Below are 16,967 nucleotides of genomic sequence, written 5' to 3'. Positions count from 1 at the left end.
CCGCGCAACAGGCCGAACACATGTCAGTACCCGAACCAATGCAATTGCCGGCCAAATTACCTCTTGCGTTTTGGGCGTCTACACATGTTGCGAAGTCTATTGCAGTTCAGAGAAATACCTCTGACCTGAAGTGTTAGGCAACCAACTCTTTAAATTGTTGAAAGGGACAGAGTCCTGGTGTGAATTGACCTTTACGGATCATGTTCGCGACTTCGATGCCTGCGAGAGTCGCCGAAGCCGAAGCAAAAGTCTTGAAGCCGAGCATCGGGCGGGTTCGTCTTTTGATGAAACGGTGGTCCTGTTCCACAATGTTGTTATCCGGCATGAATGGGCGCGACGCTCCACCCGGAGGTTTTGAAGGCCTCGACGTGGGTTAGAATTGATCCACCGGGATTGGGGCGTTGGGAGCACGAAAGGCGGGCAGGCCGAAGTATTTGATGAGCCGTGAGCTCGGGTTGTTATCTGGCCGCCCCTTCGACTTGCCCGGTTGTGCTGCGAGCGCGAATCCGTAGTTGTCGTGTGGCCCGCTGGCTCCCTTGGTTGCTGACCATGGAAAGGAGCCAGTCATGAAGATCATTGCTCTTGATGTGCACCGCACCTTCGCTCAGGTGGCGATCCTGGAGAATGGCAAGATCCGGGACGCCGGTCGCATTGAACTCGATCGTGAACACATCCTGAAATTTGCGCAGCGGCTGAATGTGGAGGATGAGATCGTCCTGGAGGCGACGGTGAACACAAAGGCCATCGTGCGACTGCTATCGCCTTTTGTGAGTCGTGTTGTCATCTCAAACCCACTGCTCGTTCGCGCCATCGCCTGGGCCAAAGTCAAGACCGACAAGATCGATGCGAGCGTTCTGGCGAAGCTTCACGCCAGTGGCTTTCTGCCGGAAGTCTGGATGCCGGATGAGGAAACGGAACGGCTGCGTCGTATCGTGGCCGAACGCGTGCAACTGGTTTCTCAGATGACCCGTCTCAAGAACAGGATCCACTCTGTTTTGCATGCCAATCTGATCCCGCCGTACAATGCGTCTCTTTTTACAAAGCGTGGGAGGAAATGGCTGGAGGCACAACCTGTCGAGCAAGACCAGCGACGCGTTATTCTCCGTCATGCCAGCGAGCTGGACCGTCTCGCTCGCGAGCTCAAACAGATCGATGAAGACCTTGCACAAACAGCGCTTCAAGAACCGCGCGTGAAACAGATGATGACAATCACCGGCGTGAACATGATCGTCGCTCTGAGTGTTCTGGCGGCAATTGGCGATATCGGACGCTTCTCGTCTCCGGAGAAACTGGTCAGCTATTTCGGTCTCAATCCCCGGGTGCGCCAATCCGGTGACAAAGCTGCGTATCACGGCCGCATCACCAAACAAGGTAGATCACATGCACGGGCGATGCTGGTTGAGGCGGCATGGTCGGTCTCCCGTACGCCCGGACCGCTAAGAGCCTTCTTTCGGAGGATCAGGGAAAAGCGCGGCAACCAAATCGCAGCGGTGGCGACCGCGCGCAAACTGACAGTGGTCATCTGGCACATGCTATCCAAGGGTGAAGAATACATCTGGAACCGTCCCGCTCTGTTGGACTGGAAGTTGAGAAAGCTGGAACTGGCCGCAGGCTACCCCTCTCACCGCGGTGGCAGGACAAAGGGCTCAGCTGCCGACTACAGCCTCAAATCAGTGCGCGATCGGGAGAGAGAAGCTGTCGGTCACGCCGAAGAGGTTTACCGGCGTTTCGTAGCCAAGTGGAAACAGCGATCGCCGATGGCCAAGCCCGTTTCACCTCAGCAGGCCAGCCAGAATTAAGGGCAAGGTACCTCAAAAAGTTCTTGTCAAATACATCCGTCAAGTATTTCCGCCTGACCATTTCAATTGAGACTGGGCAACCAAAGCCTTTCAACATCTTGTTTATGGCCTTGATGCCAGCCGTGTTGGCACCGCTTTTGTCGATGACAATCTTTCTCGGAAGGCCGTTGACCTCCAGCATCCGGGCGAAGAATTTGGTGGCGGCGGGTTTGTTTCGACGCTGCGAAAGCATGAAGTCAAGCGTCTTGCCGTGCTTGTCGACAGCTCTATAGAGGTAAACCCACGCGCCTTTCACCTTGATGTAAGTCTCATCCATTCTCCAAGAACGGTCGCAGGATCTTTTGCGGCGACGCGCAGCCTCAGCGATCGCGCCGGAATATCTTGTTACCCAGCGGTTCAGTGTTGTGTGGTCCACCGAAACACCACGCTCACCCATAATTTCCTCCAGGTCACGGTATGAAACACCATATCGAATGTAAAAGAACACCGCGAATTGGATCACATCTTTGGGGTATTGCGCGCCCTTGAAGGAAATCATGAGTAGTCTTTCGGCTGATAAATACCAGCAGCTATTCACTCTCTGCATTCTCGAGCGTCAATCGTCAAAGTTTGCAACAGAACCCACGCTCTTCATAGGTGTTCAGATGTTTTGGCAAACGCAGTCCGAAGCTGGCTAAAAGACCGCGGATTGTGTTTTCCACATTCACGCGGGATTTCAACGCCACTTCCCGAGCTTTCAGCAGCGCTCGCCGCTCCTGGGCGAGTCGGCTTTTCACCTCAACCTTCCGATAGAACCCCGTGCGCGCCAGTTCAGCCAACATGATGGCATCATTGGCATCGGTCTTGTTGTGCATCTGGCTGAGAACAGCATGGGCCTGACGCGCGTCGATGCACACCATCGGGAGACCTCGATCCGAGAGCTCTGTATAGAGCCAATTCGCCATTCGACCGGTTTCGAGGACGACGCATTTGAGGGAACCAAGGTGTTCGCGCAGCGCTTGGTAAATGACATCCGGGTCGGTGACTTTCTTCGCAGCAAACACGGGATCGCCGTTCTCGTCGCATATACAAATGGACGTCTCAGCTTTCGAAACATCCAATCCGACAAAACACTGTTCCATTTTACTCTCCTGTCTTTGTTCCGATGCCACCATGCACCGGCCAAGAGAGCTGCTGTTCAATTACTCAGAGTCTCATCCATTCGCCAGGAGCGGTCACACGGTCCTTTACGGCGACGCGCGATCTCAGCGATCGCACCGGAATACCTTGTCACCCAGCGGTTCAGCGTGGTGTGATCGACGGAAACACCTCGCTCTGCCATGATCTCTTCCAGATCTCGGTAAGAAACGCCGTATCGCACGTAGAAGAAGACTGCGAATAGGATCACGGCCTTCGGATATTGTGCACCTTTGAAGGAAATCATGAGCTGGCTTTCGACTTGATACGACCGACAGAAATTCACTCGTTAATTCCGAAAGCGTCAATGGCCGAAAGTTTGCAACGGAACCGTTCCAAATTACGGGCTTTTAGCTCCGACAAAAGCCGCACAACGGATCTTTGCGCAGGCGCTTGCCCGCGAACTGGGACCGAAGGGCATCCACGTCGCCTATGTGGTGATCGATGCGGCCATCGACACGCCGTGGACCCGCGTGCCTTTTAACGCCGATATGCCCGAAGAGTTTTTCAGCAAGCCCAACGCCATCGCTGAAGAGGTCTTTCCTATCGCCCATCAGGACCAGTCCACATGGTCCTTCGATGTGGAGCTGCGGCCCTTCGGGGAAAAATGGTGAGTCTTCAGCTGGTCACTCGCAGGCCGATTTAGTTCAATCCAGATAAGCGGACTACCCGGTGATCGGAAGACGCCTATTTTTCGCAATACGTGGGCATGGGGCAAAGGGTTTAAGTGTTCAGCCCTGGCACCTGGAGGATGGAATCAACAATGTGCCTGTCCGATTCTAAAGTCCTGGTTCTGCTGATATATTCGTAAGTTGTCGGGTCGTTGAAAGGGAAACGAAGATCCATGAATGACAATCCAGCCTTCAATGAATGTCTGTCATCGAGGGTGTTTTTCTTTCCGAAGACAGGTCGCGGCAGCCCGTCGTTGCCAAGTGTTCAGCACGCGAAAACTTGGATCCGTATTATTCCGGCCATTCCAGCAGAATGATCTTGTAGCTGGGGCTGTTTCGGTAATCTGGGAACGCTTCTTCGATACTCGAAAAAGCAGAATTCGACGCCTCAACTTCTCCTAGACGCTCCAGCGCAAGAGCCTCATGAATACGCCCCGGAAGAAATTGGGGATTTCTTGTCACCGTTCTCCGAAAATTAGACAGGGCAGTCTCGTAGTCGCCAAGCGCAAAGTAAGCCCGCCCGAGCGCCAGAGTGTACGTCACGCTATAATTTGGATTTAGTTCAATCGCCCGGTTGATTGCGTTCAGAGCCCCTTCTCCGTCTGATGCTGCGGAATGGATCATCGATTTCCACAACAGCGCATCGGCAAAATTCGGATCCAGGGTGATCGCAGTTTCTACTGACTTTTGTGCCTCGGAAAGTCCCCTGTGCCATCTCAGAACCCAGGCAAGGTTGGCGTAGGCCATCGGCAAACGTTCATCAATCCTGATTGCCTTGTTCGCTAGTTCGACGGCGCGGTCAATTGTCTCGCCTTCGGAGGAATTAATGCCACTTAGAAACGCAAATGTCAGCGCGCGGGCCTTCCAGGCATACGCCTCTGCGTAGTCCGGGTCTGTATCAATGGCAGCCTGGAACAACGCGATGGCTTCGGTAACGCCTGCTGCATCAAGATGCCAAAATCGCTCCTGCCCGCGCAGGTACAAATCATGGGCCTCGACGCTGGACGTGTTTCTATGACCCAACCGTACTTCTTCGGCATCGGTCAGAGCCACTTCCAAGGCACTTACGATCTGAGCGGTCACCTCGTCCTGAACATCGAATACGTCTGAAACGCCCCGATCAAATCGAGCGGCCCAGATGTGGCCCTCGGAGGCGACTTCAATCAGCTGGGCCGTAATTCTCAACCTGTCGCCTTGCCTGCGCACGCTGCCCTCCAGAACGTAACGGACGTTTAGTTCGTCTCCGATCTCTCTGATGGTCACCTGCTTGCCCTTATAAACAAAAGTAGAATGTCGAGCGATGACGCGAAGCCCGGATATCACTGACAAATCCGTAATAATATCCTCGGTGATGCCGTCGCTGAAATACTCCTGCTCAGGGTCTGCACTCATGTTGTCAAACGGAAGAACCGCAACCGAATGATCGGCTGATGGAAGAGGTGAAGGCATTTCCCCAACGTCCTGACTGAGCACTGACCAAAGGAGAAAAGACACTCCACAAAGGACAGCAACAAGAACCAAGCGCATAAGATGTCGCGAAACGTTGGAAATCCCTGTTCGATCAGAACGCCCATTCTGGTCCGGAGCCGTTTTCAGACGTGTCGAGACAACCGGCACGTATCCTCCCTTCGGCAAATCTATGAGGATCGGGTCGTTTTTGCCTTTCGTTGCATAATAGTCGGCAATCTTGGATCGCAACCGACCGGCTTCGACCCGGACGATTGCATCCGTGGCCGGGTCAAAATCCTGTCCTCGATCAAAGACATCTATGCCGATGGAGAATTGGTTTAGGTCAGAATCCTTGCCTGCCAGTGATTGCTCAACAATGTATCGCAGGAATCTACTTTGCCGGTCGGCCTGTGCGAATGCCTTGAAGTCGAGAATGCGCTCCAGCTGCTCCCGAACTTCGTTGATGTCGATATTGTCAGAATTCGCGATCCGAGCCCCCTGACCTTCCACTCAGACAAACTATACCCCTCCAGTTGACATGTGTCTAACGACGCCCCTCGTCGTTTCGACAGGTAATCGATACCACTATCGACGCCTGTAAGACATTATTTTTGAACACTTATTGTGAACGTTACATCGACTGGTAACCCCACGATAACTGTTACGTACTTCCGGGTTTCGGATTTTGTCCGCACCTTAAACCCAATCCAGTCAATGCATAGGAAAGGGTGACCAAATGACAGAAGCGTTTACTCGCACACGCAAGTTTCTAAAGCAGGTCGGAACCTTTCTTTCCGATTGGGACGAGGCCATCCACGCAGATCCTACAGATCAATTGCTGTTTCGTATTCAGCAAATGGAAAGGCGTCTCGACAATTTGGAAGCGTCCGAAACCGCTCGCGCTGACACAATCAACGTCAGGTGAGCCCAGCCAGAAAGGAACCAAAAAATGTCCGTTGACCAGATTTTCCTGTTGCAGTTCGCTCTTAGCATCGTGGTCTGTACGCTTGTCGCGATCCGAATTTCTCCGGCATTGAACAAACTTGAGTGGTCAAATGCCATGTTCTGGCTGACAGTTCCTCATGCGCTCCGGCATCTGGCGCTGGTTTTCCTTGTTCCCGGCGTGGTCGCGGAATCGATGCCCGGTGGGTTCGCAGCGGAGGCAGGCTACGGAGATCTGAGTTCGGCCGTTGCCGGCATATTGACTCTGATCGCTCTATGGCGAGGTTGGATTGTCGCTGTACCTTTGTTGTGGGCGCTGAACATTGTCGGCGTCTTTGACCTAATGAATGCGCTGAGGCAGCTTGAGGCCGTTCCGCATTTCAACGCGGCCTGGTACATCCCGACCTTTGTGGTCCCGGTTCTTCTGGTTACACATGCGATGATGATTATTCGGCTGATCCGTCATGCAACAGGGTCTCGATTAACCGCTGAGCAGCCACAATAAAGACACCTATTGTATCCGTGAAACCAGAAAAGGACGTGCATCCTCCAGGACGCGCGTCCCTGCCAGGGCCTACCTTCCGCGATTGCTGGAACTTACCCCGATTGAAAGGGCCCGATTTAACTCCAATGGTGAGGAGGCAATGATGCCTACTGAACAGTTCCTTCCGTCAACACAGCGCGGTCGACGACTAACTGCGCAGCGGGTCGGTAGATTTGCGCGCCAGATGCGGGCGCATCTATCCCTTAAGCTCTTCAACAAGAAACTCGAGAAACACCCGGACCTTCGACATCACGTAGCGCCGGGAGGGATAAACGGCGTAGAGTCCGGTTTCGTTCGGTGTCCAGTCGTCCAGAGCCGTACGCAGCCGTCCCGCGGCCAGATCTTCCGCGACATACATTCGAGGGACAAGGCTCAGACCGAACCCGGTGCAGAGAGCATCCCGGACCGCAAGACTGGAGGACACCTTGTAGCGACCGCGAACGGGGACTTTGACAGCTCGCCTGCCCTGCATGAACGTCCATTGAACGGCATGGTCCGACAAGGTGAACTGGACGCAATTGTGCAACGTCAGATCCTCGGGTCGGGTTGGACAACCGTGCTGTTCGAAGTAAGACGGAGCCGCGCAGACGACGTGATCCATGATCATGAGCTTTCGCGCAATCAGCCCAGAATCCTCAAGATTGTCGCTCCCGCGCAGAGCGACATCAAACCCTTCTTCCACCAGATTGACTCGCCGGTCATTCAACCTCAGATCAAGCGTCAGATCGGGATAGCGGGCGAGAAACTTCGGGATTTTTTCCGACAGGCCGATCAGCGTAACGGTAACTGGCGCGCTGACGCGCAACACGCCCGAGGGCGTATCCTGAATGGCCTGAAGTGTTGCGTCGGCCTCTCTCAGATCATCCAGGATCTGCGCAACGCGCTCGAAGTACAGCGCGCCGGCCTCGGTCAGACTCATGCGCCGGGTCGTGCGATTGATCAGACGCGCGGAAAGATGGCCTTCCAACTCACCGACATTCTTACTGATCGCAGCAGGAGACAGATTCAGCTTGCGCGCCGCAGCCGCGAAACTGCCAAGCTCGACCACGGTTCTAAACACGGTGAGTGCGGTCATTCGGTCCATGATTATTTACTATCGGTGAATTAAGTATTCATCAATGAGTATATTCTCCACCAACCGGCGCCAATGTATCTCCTAAGGCAGTAAGTTGTGTCGCTGACGTCATCCACGAAACCACAGTCGGACCGAACGTCAGCGCAAAGGTAAAGGAGCCCCGCCATGCAGACCGCCAGAACCGCTGACCACCCAATTGACCCACTCTTTCTTGATCGCTGGTCCCCACGCGCATATGACGCAAAACCCATGCCCAATGCCGATCTTCTGACCATCCTTGAAGCAGGCCGTTGGGCACCCTCAGCATTCAACGTTCAGCCCTGGCGATTTCTGTATGCCCATCGCACCGACAAACATTGGACGGATTTCCTGTCGGTGCTGGACCCAGAAAACCGGCAATGGGCCGGATCGGCGTCAGCACTGATCTATCTGATCTCGGACACGGTGATGCCAGCTGATGAAGACAGGCCCGAGACGATCTCGAAATATAACAGCTTCGATGCTGGGTCCGCCTGGATGCAGATCGCGCTTCAGGCATCCGCGCTCGGGTATGCCGCCCATGCCATGGCGGGCCTCGATTTCGAACATGCGACTACAGTTCTGGGTTTGCCGGACCGGTTTCGACTTGAGGTGGGGATCACTATCGGCCGCGCCGCCGAGGCCATTCGGCTTCCGCACGATCTGCGTGTGCGCGAGTTGCCTAGCAACCGGTATCCGCTTGAGCAGATTTCCTACCCCGGTCCCTACCCCGCCCGCTTCACCGCACTCGCAGCAGAATAGGAGGCTCCTATGTCACGCCACCCAAACACAACCGTCGAACCTCGGGAGGTCGGAACCGATCTGCATGTCCACGGCTTGATGCTGTTGGCGACTTTTCTGGTGGCCACGTCGTTTCCGGTGGTGGCCGCCATCACAGACAGTCTGGATAGTGTTGTGCTTACCTTTGTGCGGTTCACGCTTGCGACACTGCTATTCGCTCCGCTGGTGGCGTGGCGCTTCGGCATCGTCCGTCCCAGCCTGCGCGACCTGTTGCGCTACAGTCTGCTCAGCCTTCTGCTGGTCACGTTTTTCTGGTGTATGTTTGCATCCCTGAGAATGACCACACCGCTGAACACGGCGGCAATCTTTTCGGTAAGCCCCGTCATTACCGCAGGCATGGCAGCGATCCTATTGCGCGAACGGATAACACGAAGCGCGCGAATTGCGCTTCCCCTCGGCGCGATTGGCGCGATTTGGGTGATATTCCGCGGTGATTTGACCGCACTTCTCGCACTGCAGATTGGCATGGGCGACCTGTTGTTCTTTGCAGGCACCATGGCGCTGGCCAGCTATACCACATTGGTCAAGGTTTTGCACAAAGGCGAGCCTATGGCCCGGATGACATTCTGGATATTGGCCACCGGATCGATCTGGCTTTTGTTAGTGTCGCTGCCCCGTCTTGGTAGTGTTTCCTGGGCCGAGATCCCGATACGCACTTTGGCAGGCATCACCTATTTGTCGGTCTTCACCACCATCGTCACCTTTTTCCTGTTTCAGTGGAGTACAACCCACATCGGCCCTACCCGTGTGATGTCCTACACGTTCCTCAACCCGACTCTGGTGCTTGTGATCGGTTTATTTGCGGGAAACACCCTGCCACCATTGGCAACCTGGCCGGGCATGGTGATGGCGATCGCAGCTACAGTCATTCTCCAGTCGGACTTCACCCGATGGATCGGGTATATGAGACGGGTCGTGCGGCCTGTCGCGCCGAGTTAAGCCAATCGAAATCAACTGCTGTCCTGGGAAACGAAAGGATCGCGAAATGCCAAATGTGCTACAACGTCTTTTTGCCACGATCCAGCGGCCCGCCCACCAGTGTCTGACTAGTCCTGACCGGAAGAATCCAAGACTACCAGCATTTGGCCTCGTTGGGTTGGTTAGCCTACTGATCGCATCGAATGCTGCACAAGCGCATGTCCGTTGGTTTGTCGATCCCAACAGTCCCGAGATTGCAACATTCAAGCCTTATACTCTGTTCGACCCAGCTGTTTTGATCTGGATCGCGATCGCAACTGTCTTGATTGGAACTGCAATCTTTCTCGACACACGGCTACCGACTGTTCCAGTCGCCAACACCAAAATTCGCCATGACGTCATGGAACTGATGCGAATTCTCACCGGTGTATCCTTTCTGTTGACCGCATATGATGGCGCGCTGGTCGCTCCTCACCTGCAGGCCCAGGGCGGGTTTGGGCTGTTTCTGGTGTTTCTGCAGGCCGGGATCGGGATTCTCTTGCTCAGTAACCACTTTCTGCACCATGCCGCGATCCTGATGCTGATCCTGTTCATGGGTATGATGATCCAGTTCGGCGTCGTTCGGTCGTTCGAATACATCAACGTCGTTGGTATCGCGCTCTTCCTGCTCTTCAATTATTTCCCGACCGATGAATTGCGCGCAAAACTGAAGCCATATTCTGTAGACATGCTGCGGATTTTCACCGGGCTTTCACTGATCATGCTTGGCATTTCTGAAAAGCTGCATGGTGCCGCGCTCGGCCAGGCATACCTCTCTGAGTATCAGTGGAATTTCATGCAACTGCTTGGGTTCGACTGGTTCAGCGATAGGCTCTTCGTTCTTTCTGCCGGGGTCATGGAAGTTGTATTCGGGATCATCCTGGTGCTGGGCGTTGTCACCCGGTTGAACATTCTGGTTGTTGCCGGGCTGATGCTGATCTCAAACGCCGTTTTCATCCTGCAAAACGAACAGGACGAGGCGCTGAAAGAACTGATCGGCCACCTGCCCATCATTGCCACCGCACTGATCCTGCTGCTGTTGGGATACGGGCAACGGCTGAAGATCACGGCGCGAAGATCAGCCAAGGGCGCAGCGGCCTGATCTACGGGCCGGGTCCGTCAGCCGCACATCTGTTTCGGAGGCTACGATGAAACTACCCGGAAAACTTGAAATCCCGCTGATGTACGTTCTCTATTGGACTCTCGGTTGCCTATTTCTCGGCATACTCTTCGCACCTGCGGTCAGAACCTATGACGCTGATCCATCTGTCGACAGTACACATGGCCACGCCCATCTTCACAGCCAAGTCGAGGTTGATCCAGACAACGCGCCCGAAGTGTCGATCAAGGTTGAGAAGGACGCGCTCGCCGGTTGGAATGTCTACGTGGCTGTCGAGAACTTTCGGTTTGCACCTGAGCGGGTCAACCAAGCCAACATACCAAACGAAGGCCATGCCCATCTCTATCTGAATGGCAACAAGGTCACGCGGCTCTACGGAACCGCGTTTCACATGTCGGGATTGCAACCGGGGGAGAACGTCGTCTCGGTCAGTCTAAACGCGAACGACCATTCTGAACTGGTGTTGGGGGGCGAACCAATTGAGGCTGCAGCGTTGGTCGTTGTGGGTGATGGTTGAGAGGTTCTGTCGCAACGGGGTTTTTCCGGCAGCTTCGGTACTTTCTTCACCCCCAAGCGACATTGACATCACAACAACCTGTAGTACGGCCTGTTGGGTGCCGTCACGTAAACCTGTAACCGTTGGTGACGAAAGAAGAATGTCTTTCATTTCATATATATGGCAAAAATTACGCGCCAACGCGTCACAATAGGTGCCCGTGAATCGTCATAACAGTAGAACATCAACGATAGGAATGAGACCATGACGAGCTCAAACGCAATCAAGTATGAAACCGCAATCCCGGATGTCCTGCAAACACTCGCGGGCGTTCATGAGGTTCTAGATGGACAGGGGCTTGACCCGAAGTTGCGTCATCTTTTGCGGCTGCGGGCCTCACAGATCAATCGCTGCGGATTCTGCGTGAAGATGCACACTGCTGAGGCGCGGCAAGACGGAGAAACCAGCGAACGGCTTGACCGGGTTATTGTTTGGGACCATGTCCGGGATTTCTCTGAGGCGGAACAAGCGGCATTGGAATGGACCGAAGCGCTGACAATCCTTGACCCGAAGCTGGACCTTGGATCCATTCGCGCGAAACTGCGTAAGCAATTCTCGGATGCTGAGATCGGGCTTCTCACGGCTGAGATAGTCATGATAAATCTTTGGAACCGGATCAATGTCTCCAAACACTGAGCTTGCACAGGCTGAGGTCCTCTTTTTTGAGGATTTCAGACCCCGCCTCAACGGTCTGGCTTATCGCATTTTAGGCTCGTTCAGCGACGCAGAAGATGCGGTACAGGATACATTCCTTAAATGGGCTAGCACCAATCGATTGGAAATTGAGAACACCGCGGGCTGGCTTATCTCGGTTTGTACCCGCCGCTGTCTCGACATGCGGCGAACGGGCGACCGGGCGCGGATGGATTATGTCGGTGCCTGGCTACCTGAACCCATTCAGGTTGCCGTGCCGCCTGAGGCCGAGACGCGGGTTGAGCTGGCCTCATCTCTGTCGATGGCGTTCATGATGATGCTGGAGCGGCTGACCCCAAAGGAACGGGCGGCCTATCTGCTGCATGACATCTTCGATCTCTCTTATGACGAAATTGCGGAGACACTGGACATATCAGAACCCGGCAGTCGAAAACTGGTGTCTCGAGCTCGGGCAAGTGTCAGCAAATCGAAGAGACGCCACCCAACACCAGAACCGCGCCAGGAAGAGTTCCTGACGGCGTTTCAATCAGCCGTGGAGACCGGCGAGCTCGGTCCCTTAGCCCGGATGCTGGCTCAGGATGCAAGGTTGAGCACCGACGGTGGTGGCAAAGTGGCGGCGATACGTGATCCGATCCTCGGTCGGGATGCGATATGCGATTTCGTCTCTCGCAAATTGCGGCGCTATTGGGCAGAGCTTGACTGGACGCGGGCAGATCTGAATGGGTCGCGCGGCATTTTGATACAGGCTGACGGGCAGACAAGCTCGGCTGTCTCTGCGACCTTTGACGAGGCTGGGTTCGTTCAGGAGATCCTGATCGTGCGTAACCCCGAAAAACTACACAGCCTGAACCCGGTGCAGATTCACTAACACAATCAGCCGCTCAGGGTTTTGGACATTCGGTGATAGACAATCTTCTGTGGTGCAATTGCCGTTGCCCTCTTCTTCGCCTGATTGAGGAGTTCGTTGCCAATGCTGGTTGTCTGGCGCACTTACCTTCGGCTATTCGTTCATTAGAGCCACAATGTTCGTCATCAATTCTACGAAACCACGTTCTTTTCCCTGTGTCAGAACACGCAATTCGCATCGGTCACGAACGAATTCGTCCAGTGTGAGATCCCCTTCAGAAACAGCCAAAAGATCCAAGTAACATGTAGTCAAGATCAGGTCTGGTTCGGGGCAAGGCGCATAGATCATCTTGGCTCGCCCATCATACACGCTCAGATGCATTTGCTCATCATCCACCACAAATGATGCATCAAAGTTCAACTCCGGCGTTGCAACACGTTTTGCCGCCGCTCCAAGCGTGGTGGCCACTGTTCTCAAATTTCCTGGCGAAGCAAGCTCCTCTTCAGGGCCGAAGCGCGCGCCAAACATCGCGAGTTCGAATATGATATCCGACGTCTTCTCGCCCAAGTCGGTCAATTCATAGACCGACGTGCCATGTGCGCCCTCGGTTTTGACGACGAGACCGTCACCAACCAGTTTTGCCAGCCGGTCAGTCAACAAGTTCGCAGCGATGCCGGTCAATCCGCGTTGTAAATCGGAGAAGCGGGCTGGGCCTGCATGCAGATCCCGGAGAATAAGCAATGTCCAGCGATCGCCGATCCGATCGAGTGCACGGGCGATCGGGCACAGCAACTTGTAAGAACGGTTCTTGGTCATCCGAGCCTCACGAAAACGTTACTTTAAAAAATAAAGTAACCACTTTATCTGATAAAGCATCAAAGGTGAGGAACATTCTGATGTCAATCAATCCGAAGATTCTCGTGACAAGCGCCGCCGGCAAAACCGGAATTCCGGTCACGCTTCAATTGTTGGAGCAGGGCGTCCCGGTGCGGGCATTTGTCCGTCGCCGCGATGCTCGTGCGGAATTGCTGGAGGCAGCTGGCGCAGAGGTCTTTGTCGGCGATCAGTATTCGCTGACCGACATGCGCATGGCAATGACCGGAGTGCGCAGCGCCTATCAATGCGCACCAACCGCGCCGAATGGCCTTCACTTCAACGCGGTCTTCACGGCCGCAGCTAGGGAAGCGCAGCTGGAACACGTGGTGACATTGGGGCAGTGGTTGTCGGCGGTTGATCACCCGTCCCGGTTCACCCGCGAAGTATATTTGTCTGATTTGCTGATCCGTATGAACGCGAACATGACAGTGACCTCGGTCAACCCGGGCTGGTTTGCTGACAACTACCTGATGGTTCTCGACACCGCCGCCCATCTTGGTCTGTTCACGATGCCCCTGGGGCCGGGAAACGAAAAGAAAAACGCCCCGCCATCGAACGAGGATATTGCCAGCGTGGTTGTCGCGTCTCTGATCGATCCTGACACCCATGCCGGCAAAGCCTACCGCCCAACGGGTCCGGAATTGCTGTCACCCGACGACCTAGCGGCTGCGATGGGCCGGGCGCTTGGGCGCAGGGTCAGGTACGTCGACATTTCCGAGCGAATGATGACGAAAGCACTGCGCGCGCTTCCTCCATCAAATTACTCGGAAGCTGCTGTCTCTCAACTGGCGATTTACGCGGAAGAATACCGTCGCGGTGCCTTTGCCGTGAACGCCCCAACCGATCACGTAGAGAAGGTGGGAGGGCGTAGGCCCGAGGACTTTGAATCCATCGTTTCCCGTGCAGTCGCAACGCGCCCGGACTTGCAGTCAACTCTGCCCAGGCGCCTGAAAGCCTTGGCTGGTTTTGGAAGGACACTTCTTACACCCTCTCTCGACCTGAATAATGTTCAGTCCGTCAGAGACTATGTGCAGATCCAAAAGCCGCTGTTTGCCCGAGATACACATGAATGGCTTAGCTCGCATGATCCGAATTACATAACGCCCTTTTCGATGAATGCCGCGCATCCGCCAGAAAAGACCGTGGGTCCAACTCTCAATACCCTTCAATCCCGAGGAGCGTAACAATGTCCAACTCTGATATCCTCTATGCGCGCAACCGCGTCTTCGCGGAGACCTTTTCGGCCAGTGACCTGCCAATAGTTCCCAAACTTCGAACCGTTATTTTGACCTGCGTAGATGCAAGGGTTGACCCCGCGCACGTCCTTGGGCTCGATCTGGGAGATGCCGTCGTCATCAGAAATAACGGCGCTAGAGTCACCGAGGCCGTAATTCAGGAAATCGCCACGCTGGCCTTCATGGTCAATAAGATGGATGGCGAGACACCCGGCCCCTTTGAGGTGGTCATTATGCAGCACACACAATGCGGTGCTTAACGATTTGCCGACCCTGGATTCCAGAAGGCGATCAAAGACAGGATAGGCGTTGACGTGTCAGGCTCTGCAATATCAAACCACGAACAGAGTATCCGAGATGACATCGCAAAGCTGAGCGATGCCGGGAACGTGCCCGGGTACGCGGTTGTTTCGGGGGCGATCTATGATGTGGTGACCGGATCGCTTACTGAAATCGTCGCGCCGAGTGAACTGGGCCAGGCGCGTCCTGCCTGACGATCCCGTCGGTGCGAACCAATGCACAATGTATTTGGATTCGAGTTATGTCTGAGTGGAATTTAGCCGATGAATACCAGACCTCGGCCGGGAAGGTAGCGGCCGGAAAATGTGGCCAGGGTCCCGATTTGGTGTTGGCGCACGGATGGCCCTGGTCATCGTACACCTGGCATCGATTGATCCCAACACTCGCCCTCAGATACACGGTGCACTGGTATGACATGCCCGGCTATGGGAAATCCGAGAAGCACAGCGACCAGCGGACGTCTCTGGACGTCCAGGGGTCCGTGTTTGTCGAGATGCTATCGCATTGGGGCCTAAATCGCCCAACGGTGATAGCGCATGACTTCGGCGGCGCCACAACATTGCGGGCTCATTTGCTACATGGGTCTGACTTTGAACGCTATGTTCTTATGAACGTTGTCGCGATGCGCCCTTGGGGGTCGGATTTCTTCGATCATGTTGGAAAGCACGTTGAAGCGTTTCAAGGTCTTCCGGATCACATCCATCAAGCCATAGTTGAAGCTTATATTCGCGGGGCCGTTGCAAGCGATGTGTCTCAAGCAGACTTCGAGCAGCTGGTTGCACCATGGCTGACAGAGGAAGGTAGCCGAAGCTTCTACCGACAGTTTGCCCAGGCAGATGAGAAATACACTGCAGAGGTAGAACCCTTGTTCGGTCAAATCCGATGTCCAACGAAAGTGATCTGGGGTGCAAAAGATCCATGGATTCCGATCGAGCGAGGAAAGGCACTGCACGACCTTATTGGTCAAAACCGGTTCGAAGAGATGGAGCGAGTGGGCCATCTTCCACAACTGGAAGCCCCGGAAAGAGTTCTGAAGGCGGGTTCTGTCGCAAATTCCTTTGAAGGCTGAGGAGATGATGCAGGCGAGTCTATTACCCTGCCAGTTGAGCAAACTGCTGAAACGGAGAGAGTCCGGGTGTGAATTGACCTTTGCGGATCATGTTGACCAGTTCGATGCCGGCCAGGGCAGATGCAGCGGATTCGAAAGACTTGAAACCCATCATGGGCCTGATGCGACGTTTGATGAATCGATGGTCTTGTTCAATGATGTTATTGAGGTATTTCCGCCTGACCATCTCGATTGGGATCGGACAGCCAAAGCCTTTCAACATCTTGTTTATTGCTTTGATGCCAGCAGTGTTGGCCCCGCTTTTGTCGATGACAATCTTCCGTGGCAAACCGTTCACCTCAAGCGCACGAGCGAAAAACTTTGTCGCAGCGGCCTTATTGCGGCGCTTAGAAAGCATGAAGTCCAGGGTCTTGCCGTGTTTGTCGATGGCCCGATAGAGATAAACCCACTCACCCTTCACTTTCACATAAGTCTCATCCATGCGCCATGAACGATCAGCGGGACGCTTTTTGTACCGCGACACATCCGCTACAAGACCGGCGTATCGGCTCACCCATCGGTTCAGAGTTGCGTGATCCAGTTCAACGCCACGTTCCGCCATGATTTCTTCCAGATCCCGGTATGAAACACCGTATCGGAGATAGAAGAAAACAGCATATAAGATCACCTCTTTCGGAAAGTGTGCACCCTTGAATGAGATTGTCATGGTCTGCTCCTGTCATTTTGAGCACGCGCTACCAAAACGACGCTTGATCTGACAGGTGGGAACAATGTTTGCGACAGAGCCGTCCAGACAGCGTTCAGGACACGCTGGCCGTATTCGTGTAGAATACAGGCAAGCCAGGCTCTCATTCAATTTCGTTTCAGGCACAATATTG

The 16,967-nt window shown here is 54.4% G+C and carries 19 protein-coding genes and 3 pseudogenes; 14 read left to right on the top strand and 8 right to left on the bottom strand.

Annotation, left to right across the window (positions count from 1 at the left end):
* Positions 1 to 133: 133 nt before the first annotated feature.
* Positions 134 to 316: pseudogene (locus ACR0AO_RS24670) on the bottom strand (DDE-type integrase/transposase/recombinase); the annotation flags it as partial.
* Between the two features lie 250 nt (positions 317 to 566).
* Between ACR0AO_RS24670 and ACR0AO_RS24665 the strand changes: the two are divergent.
* Positions 567 to 1,799, top strand: coding sequence for an IS110 family RNA-guided transposase (locus ACR0AO_RS24665; RefSeq protein ID WP_480609438.1), 1,233 nt, complete (start codon positions 567 to 569; stop codon positions 1,797 to 1,799).
* 19 nt (positions 1,800 to 1,818) lie between these two features.
* On the opposite strand, the pseudogene ACR0AO_RS24660 reads toward ACR0AO_RS24665, so the two are convergent.
* The 3 genes and pseudogenes from ACR0AO_RS24660 to ACR0AO_RS24650 form a co-directional block, all read right to left on the bottom strand.
* Positions 1,819 to 2,337, bottom strand: a pseudogene (locus tag ACR0AO_RS24660) (IS6 family transposase); the annotation flags it as partial.
* 64 nt (positions 2,338 to 2,401) lie between these two features.
* Complete coding sequence (locus tag ACR0AO_RS24655) at positions 2,402 to 2,920, bottom strand: IS110 family transposase (protein WP_480609435.1); 519 nt, start codon at positions 2,918 to 2,920, stop codon at positions 2,402 to 2,404.
* A gap of 68 nt (positions 2,921 to 2,988) precedes the next feature.
* Positions 2,989 to 3,222, bottom strand: a pseudogene (locus ACR0AO_RS24650) (IS6 family transposase); the annotation flags it as partial.
* 187 nt (positions 3,223 to 3,409) lie between these two features.
* Between ACR0AO_RS24650 and ACR0AO_RS24645 the strand changes: the two are divergent.
* Positions 3,410 to 3,589: a hypothetical protein gene (locus tag ACR0AO_RS24645; RefSeq protein ID WP_480609433.1), complete on the top strand. Its 180-nt coding sequence runs from the start codon at positions 3,410 to 3,412 to the stop codon at positions 3,587 to 3,589.
* Positions 3,590 to 3,937: 348 nt separating this feature from the next.
* Here the strand turns inward: ACR0AO_RS24645 and ACR0AO_RS24640 are convergent, their stop codons facing one another.
* Positions 3,938 to 5,605 (bottom strand): tetratricopeptide repeat protein, encoded by a 1,668-nt coding sequence (locus tag ACR0AO_RS24640; RefSeq protein ID WP_480609430.1) that lies wholly within the window; start codon positions 5,603 to 5,605, stop codon positions 3,938 to 3,940.
* Between the two features lie 226 nt (positions 5,606 to 5,831).
* On the opposite strand from ACR0AO_RS24640, the gene ACR0AO_RS24635 reads away from it, so the two are divergent.
* Together ACR0AO_RS24635 and ACR0AO_RS24630 are read left to right on the top strand one after the other, a co-directional pair.
* Positions 5,832 to 6,020 carry a hypothetical protein gene (locus ACR0AO_RS24635; RefSeq protein ID WP_480609426.1) on the top strand — a complete coding sequence of 63 codons (189 nt, stop codon included), beginning with the start codon at positions 5,832 to 5,834 and terminating at the stop codon, positions 6,018 to 6,020.
* A 24-nt stretch (positions 6,021 to 6,044) separates the two neighbouring features.
* A complete protein-coding gene (locus ACR0AO_RS24630; RefSeq protein WP_480609424.1) occupies positions 6,045 to 6,542 on the top strand; it encodes a hypothetical protein in 498 nt (165 codons plus the stop codon).
* Positions 6,543 to 6,777: 235 nt separating this feature from the next.
* Here the strand turns inward: ACR0AO_RS24630 and ACR0AO_RS24625 are convergent, their stop codons facing one another.
* Complete coding sequence (locus ACR0AO_RS24625) at positions 6,778 to 7,656, bottom strand: LysR family transcriptional regulator (RefSeq protein ID WP_480609422.1); 879 nt, start codon at positions 7,654 to 7,656, stop codon at positions 6,778 to 6,780.
* Between the two features lie 165 nt (positions 7,657 to 7,821).
* Here ACR0AO_RS24625 and ACR0AO_RS24620 point away from each other — a divergent pair, with 165 nt between their 5' ends.
* The 6 genes from ACR0AO_RS24620 to ACR0AO_RS24595 all read left to right on the top strand — a co-directional run bounded on the left by ACR0AO_RS24620 (position 7,822) and on the right by ACR0AO_RS24595 (position 12,630).
* The gene (locus ACR0AO_RS24620; RefSeq protein WP_480609420.1) at positions 7,822 to 8,436 is read left to right on the top strand and encodes a nitroreductase family protein; all 615 of its coding nucleotides are present in this window, start codon (positions 7,822 to 7,824) and stop codon (positions 8,434 to 8,436) included.
* A 9-nt stretch (positions 8,437 to 8,445) separates the two neighbouring features.
* Positions 8,446 to 9,414, top strand: a complete 969-nt coding sequence (locus tag ACR0AO_RS24615) for a DMT family transporter (protein WP_480609417.1) — start codon at positions 8,446 to 8,448, stop codon at positions 9,412 to 9,414.
* A gap of 388 nt (positions 9,415 to 9,802) precedes the next feature.
* Entirely contained in the window at positions 9,803 to 10,534 is a 732-nt protein-coding gene (locus tag ACR0AO_RS24610) for a DoxX family membrane protein (RefSeq protein ID WP_480609415.1), read from the top strand.
* A gap of 46 nt (positions 10,535 to 10,580) precedes the next feature.
* Positions 10,581 to 11,069: a hypothetical protein gene (locus tag ACR0AO_RS24605; protein ID WP_480609412.1), complete on the top strand. Its 489-nt coding sequence runs from the start codon at positions 10,581 to 10,583 to the stop codon at positions 11,067 to 11,069.
* A gap of 243 nt (positions 11,070 to 11,312) precedes the next feature.
* Positions 11,313 to 11,744 (top strand): carboxymuconolactone decarboxylase family protein, encoded by a 432-nt coding sequence (locus ACR0AO_RS24600; protein WP_480609409.1) that lies wholly within the window; start codon positions 11,313 to 11,315, stop codon positions 11,742 to 11,744.
* A complete protein-coding gene (locus tag ACR0AO_RS24595) occupies positions 11,728 to 12,630 on the top strand; it encodes a sigma-70 family RNA polymerase sigma factor (RefSeq protein ID WP_480609407.1) in 903 nt (300 codons plus the stop codon). The genes ACR0AO_RS24600 and ACR0AO_RS24595 overlap by 17 nt, the downstream gene beginning before the upstream one ends.
* A 132-nt stretch (positions 12,631 to 12,762) precedes the next feature.
* Here ACR0AO_RS24595 and ACR0AO_RS24590 read toward each other — a convergent pair whose 3' ends face one another.
* Positions 12,763 to 13,425 (bottom strand): winged helix-turn-helix transcriptional regulator, encoded by a 663-nt coding sequence (locus ACR0AO_RS24590; protein WP_480609404.1) that lies wholly within the window; start codon positions 13,423 to 13,425, stop codon positions 12,763 to 12,765.
* On the opposite strand from ACR0AO_RS24590, the gene ACR0AO_RS24585 reads away from it, so the two are divergent.
* The 4 genes from ACR0AO_RS24585 to ACR0AO_RS24570 are packed head-to-tail and all read left to right on the top strand — an operon-like array spanning position 13,350 to position 16,089.
* A complete protein-coding gene (locus tag ACR0AO_RS24585; protein WP_480609401.1) occupies positions 13,350 to 14,669 on the top strand; it encodes an NmrA family NAD(P)-binding protein in 1,320 nt (439 codons plus the stop codon). The genes ACR0AO_RS24590 and ACR0AO_RS24585 overlap by 76 nt on opposite strands.
* A 2-nt stretch (positions 14,670 to 14,671) precedes the next feature.
* Positions 14,672 to 14,980: a carbonic anhydrase gene (locus tag ACR0AO_RS24580; protein WP_480609398.1), complete on the top strand. Its 309-nt coding sequence runs from the start codon at positions 14,672 to 14,674 to the stop codon at positions 14,978 to 14,980.
* A gap of 54 nt (positions 14,981 to 15,034) precedes the next feature.
* Complete coding sequence (locus tag ACR0AO_RS24575; protein WP_480609395.1) at positions 15,035 to 15,214, top strand: hypothetical protein; 180 nt, start codon at positions 15,035 to 15,037, stop codon at positions 15,212 to 15,214.
* 47 nt (positions 15,215 to 15,261) lie between these two features.
* Positions 15,262 to 16,089: an alpha/beta fold hydrolase gene (locus tag ACR0AO_RS24570; RefSeq protein WP_480609392.1), complete on the top strand. Its 828-nt coding sequence runs from the start codon at positions 15,262 to 15,264 to the stop codon at positions 16,087 to 16,089.
* Between the two features lie 22 nt (positions 16,090 to 16,111).
* Here ACR0AO_RS24570 and ACR0AO_RS24565 read toward each other — a convergent pair whose 3' ends face one another.
* Positions 16,112 to 16,795, bottom strand: a complete 684-nt coding sequence (locus tag ACR0AO_RS24565) for an IS6 family transposase (RefSeq protein ID WP_480609389.1) — start codon at positions 16,793 to 16,795, stop codon at positions 16,112 to 16,114.
* Positions 16,796 to 16,967 lie beyond the last annotated feature (172 nt).

Source organism: Ruegeria sp. AF8, assembly GCF_056541825.1.
Note: the sequence above shows the minus strand (reverse complement) of the source record. Positions and strands in the feature narration are given on the sequence as shown.

Excerpts from the sequence above, each read along its gene's own strand:
- ACR0AO_RS24665 (WP_480609438.1), top strand. The coding sequence starts at position 567 with ATGAAGATCATTGCTCTTGATGTGCACCGCACCTTCGCTCAGGTGGCG.
- ACR0AO_RS24655 (WP_480609435.1), bottom strand. The coding sequence starts at position 2,920 with ATGGAACAGTGTTTTGTCGGATTGGATGTTTCGAAAGCTGAGACGTCC.
- ACR0AO_RS24635 (WP_480609426.1), top strand. The coding sequence starts at position 5,832 with ATGACAGAAGCGTTTACTCGCACACGCAAGTTTCTAAAGCAGGTCGGA.
- ACR0AO_RS24630 (WP_480609424.1), top strand. The coding sequence starts at position 6,045 with ATGTCCGTTGACCAGATTTTCCTGTTGCAGTTCGCTCTTAGCATCGTG.
- ACR0AO_RS24625 (WP_480609422.1), bottom strand. The coding sequence starts at position 7,656 with ATGACCGCACTCACCGTGTTTAGAACCGTGGTCGAGCTTGGCAGTTTC.
- ACR0AO_RS24620 (WP_480609420.1), top strand. The coding sequence starts at position 7,822 with ATGCAGACCGCCAGAACCGCTGACCACCCAATTGACCCACTCTTTCTT.
- ACR0AO_RS24615 (WP_480609417.1), top strand. The coding sequence starts at position 8,446 with ATGTCACGCCACCCAAACACAACCGTCGAACCTCGGGAGGTCGGAACC.
- ACR0AO_RS24610 (WP_480609415.1), top strand. The coding sequence starts at position 9,803 with ATGCGAATTCTCACCGGTGTATCCTTTCTGTTGACCGCATATGATGGC.
- ACR0AO_RS24605 (WP_480609412.1), top strand. The coding sequence starts at position 10,581 with ATGAAACTACCCGGAAAACTTGAAATCCCGCTGATGTACGTTCTCTAT.
- ACR0AO_RS24600 (WP_480609409.1), top strand. The coding sequence starts at position 11,313 with ATGACGAGCTCAAACGCAATCAAGTATGAAACCGCAATCCCGGATGTC.
- ACR0AO_RS24595 (WP_480609407.1), top strand. The coding sequence starts at position 11,728 with ATGTCTCCAAACACTGAGCTTGCACAGGCTGAGGTCCTCTTTTTTGAG.
- ACR0AO_RS24585 (WP_480609401.1), top strand. The coding sequence starts at position 13,350 with ATGTCCAGCGATCGCCGATCCGATCGAGTGCACGGGCGATCGGGCACA.
- ACR0AO_RS24590 (WP_480609404.1), bottom strand. The coding sequence starts at position 13,425 with ATGACCAAGAACCGTTCTTACAAGTTGCTGTGCCCGATCGCCCGTGCA.
- ACR0AO_RS24580 (WP_480609398.1), top strand. The coding sequence starts at position 14,672 with ATGTCCAACTCTGATATCCTCTATGCGCGCAACCGCGTCTTCGCGGAG.
- ACR0AO_RS24570 (WP_480609392.1), top strand. The coding sequence starts at position 15,262 with ATGTCTGAGTGGAATTTAGCCGATGAATACCAGACCTCGGCCGGGAAG.
- ACR0AO_RS24565 (WP_480609389.1), bottom strand. The coding sequence starts at position 16,795 with ATGACAATCTCATTCAAGGGTGCACACTTTCCGAAAGAGGTGATCTTA.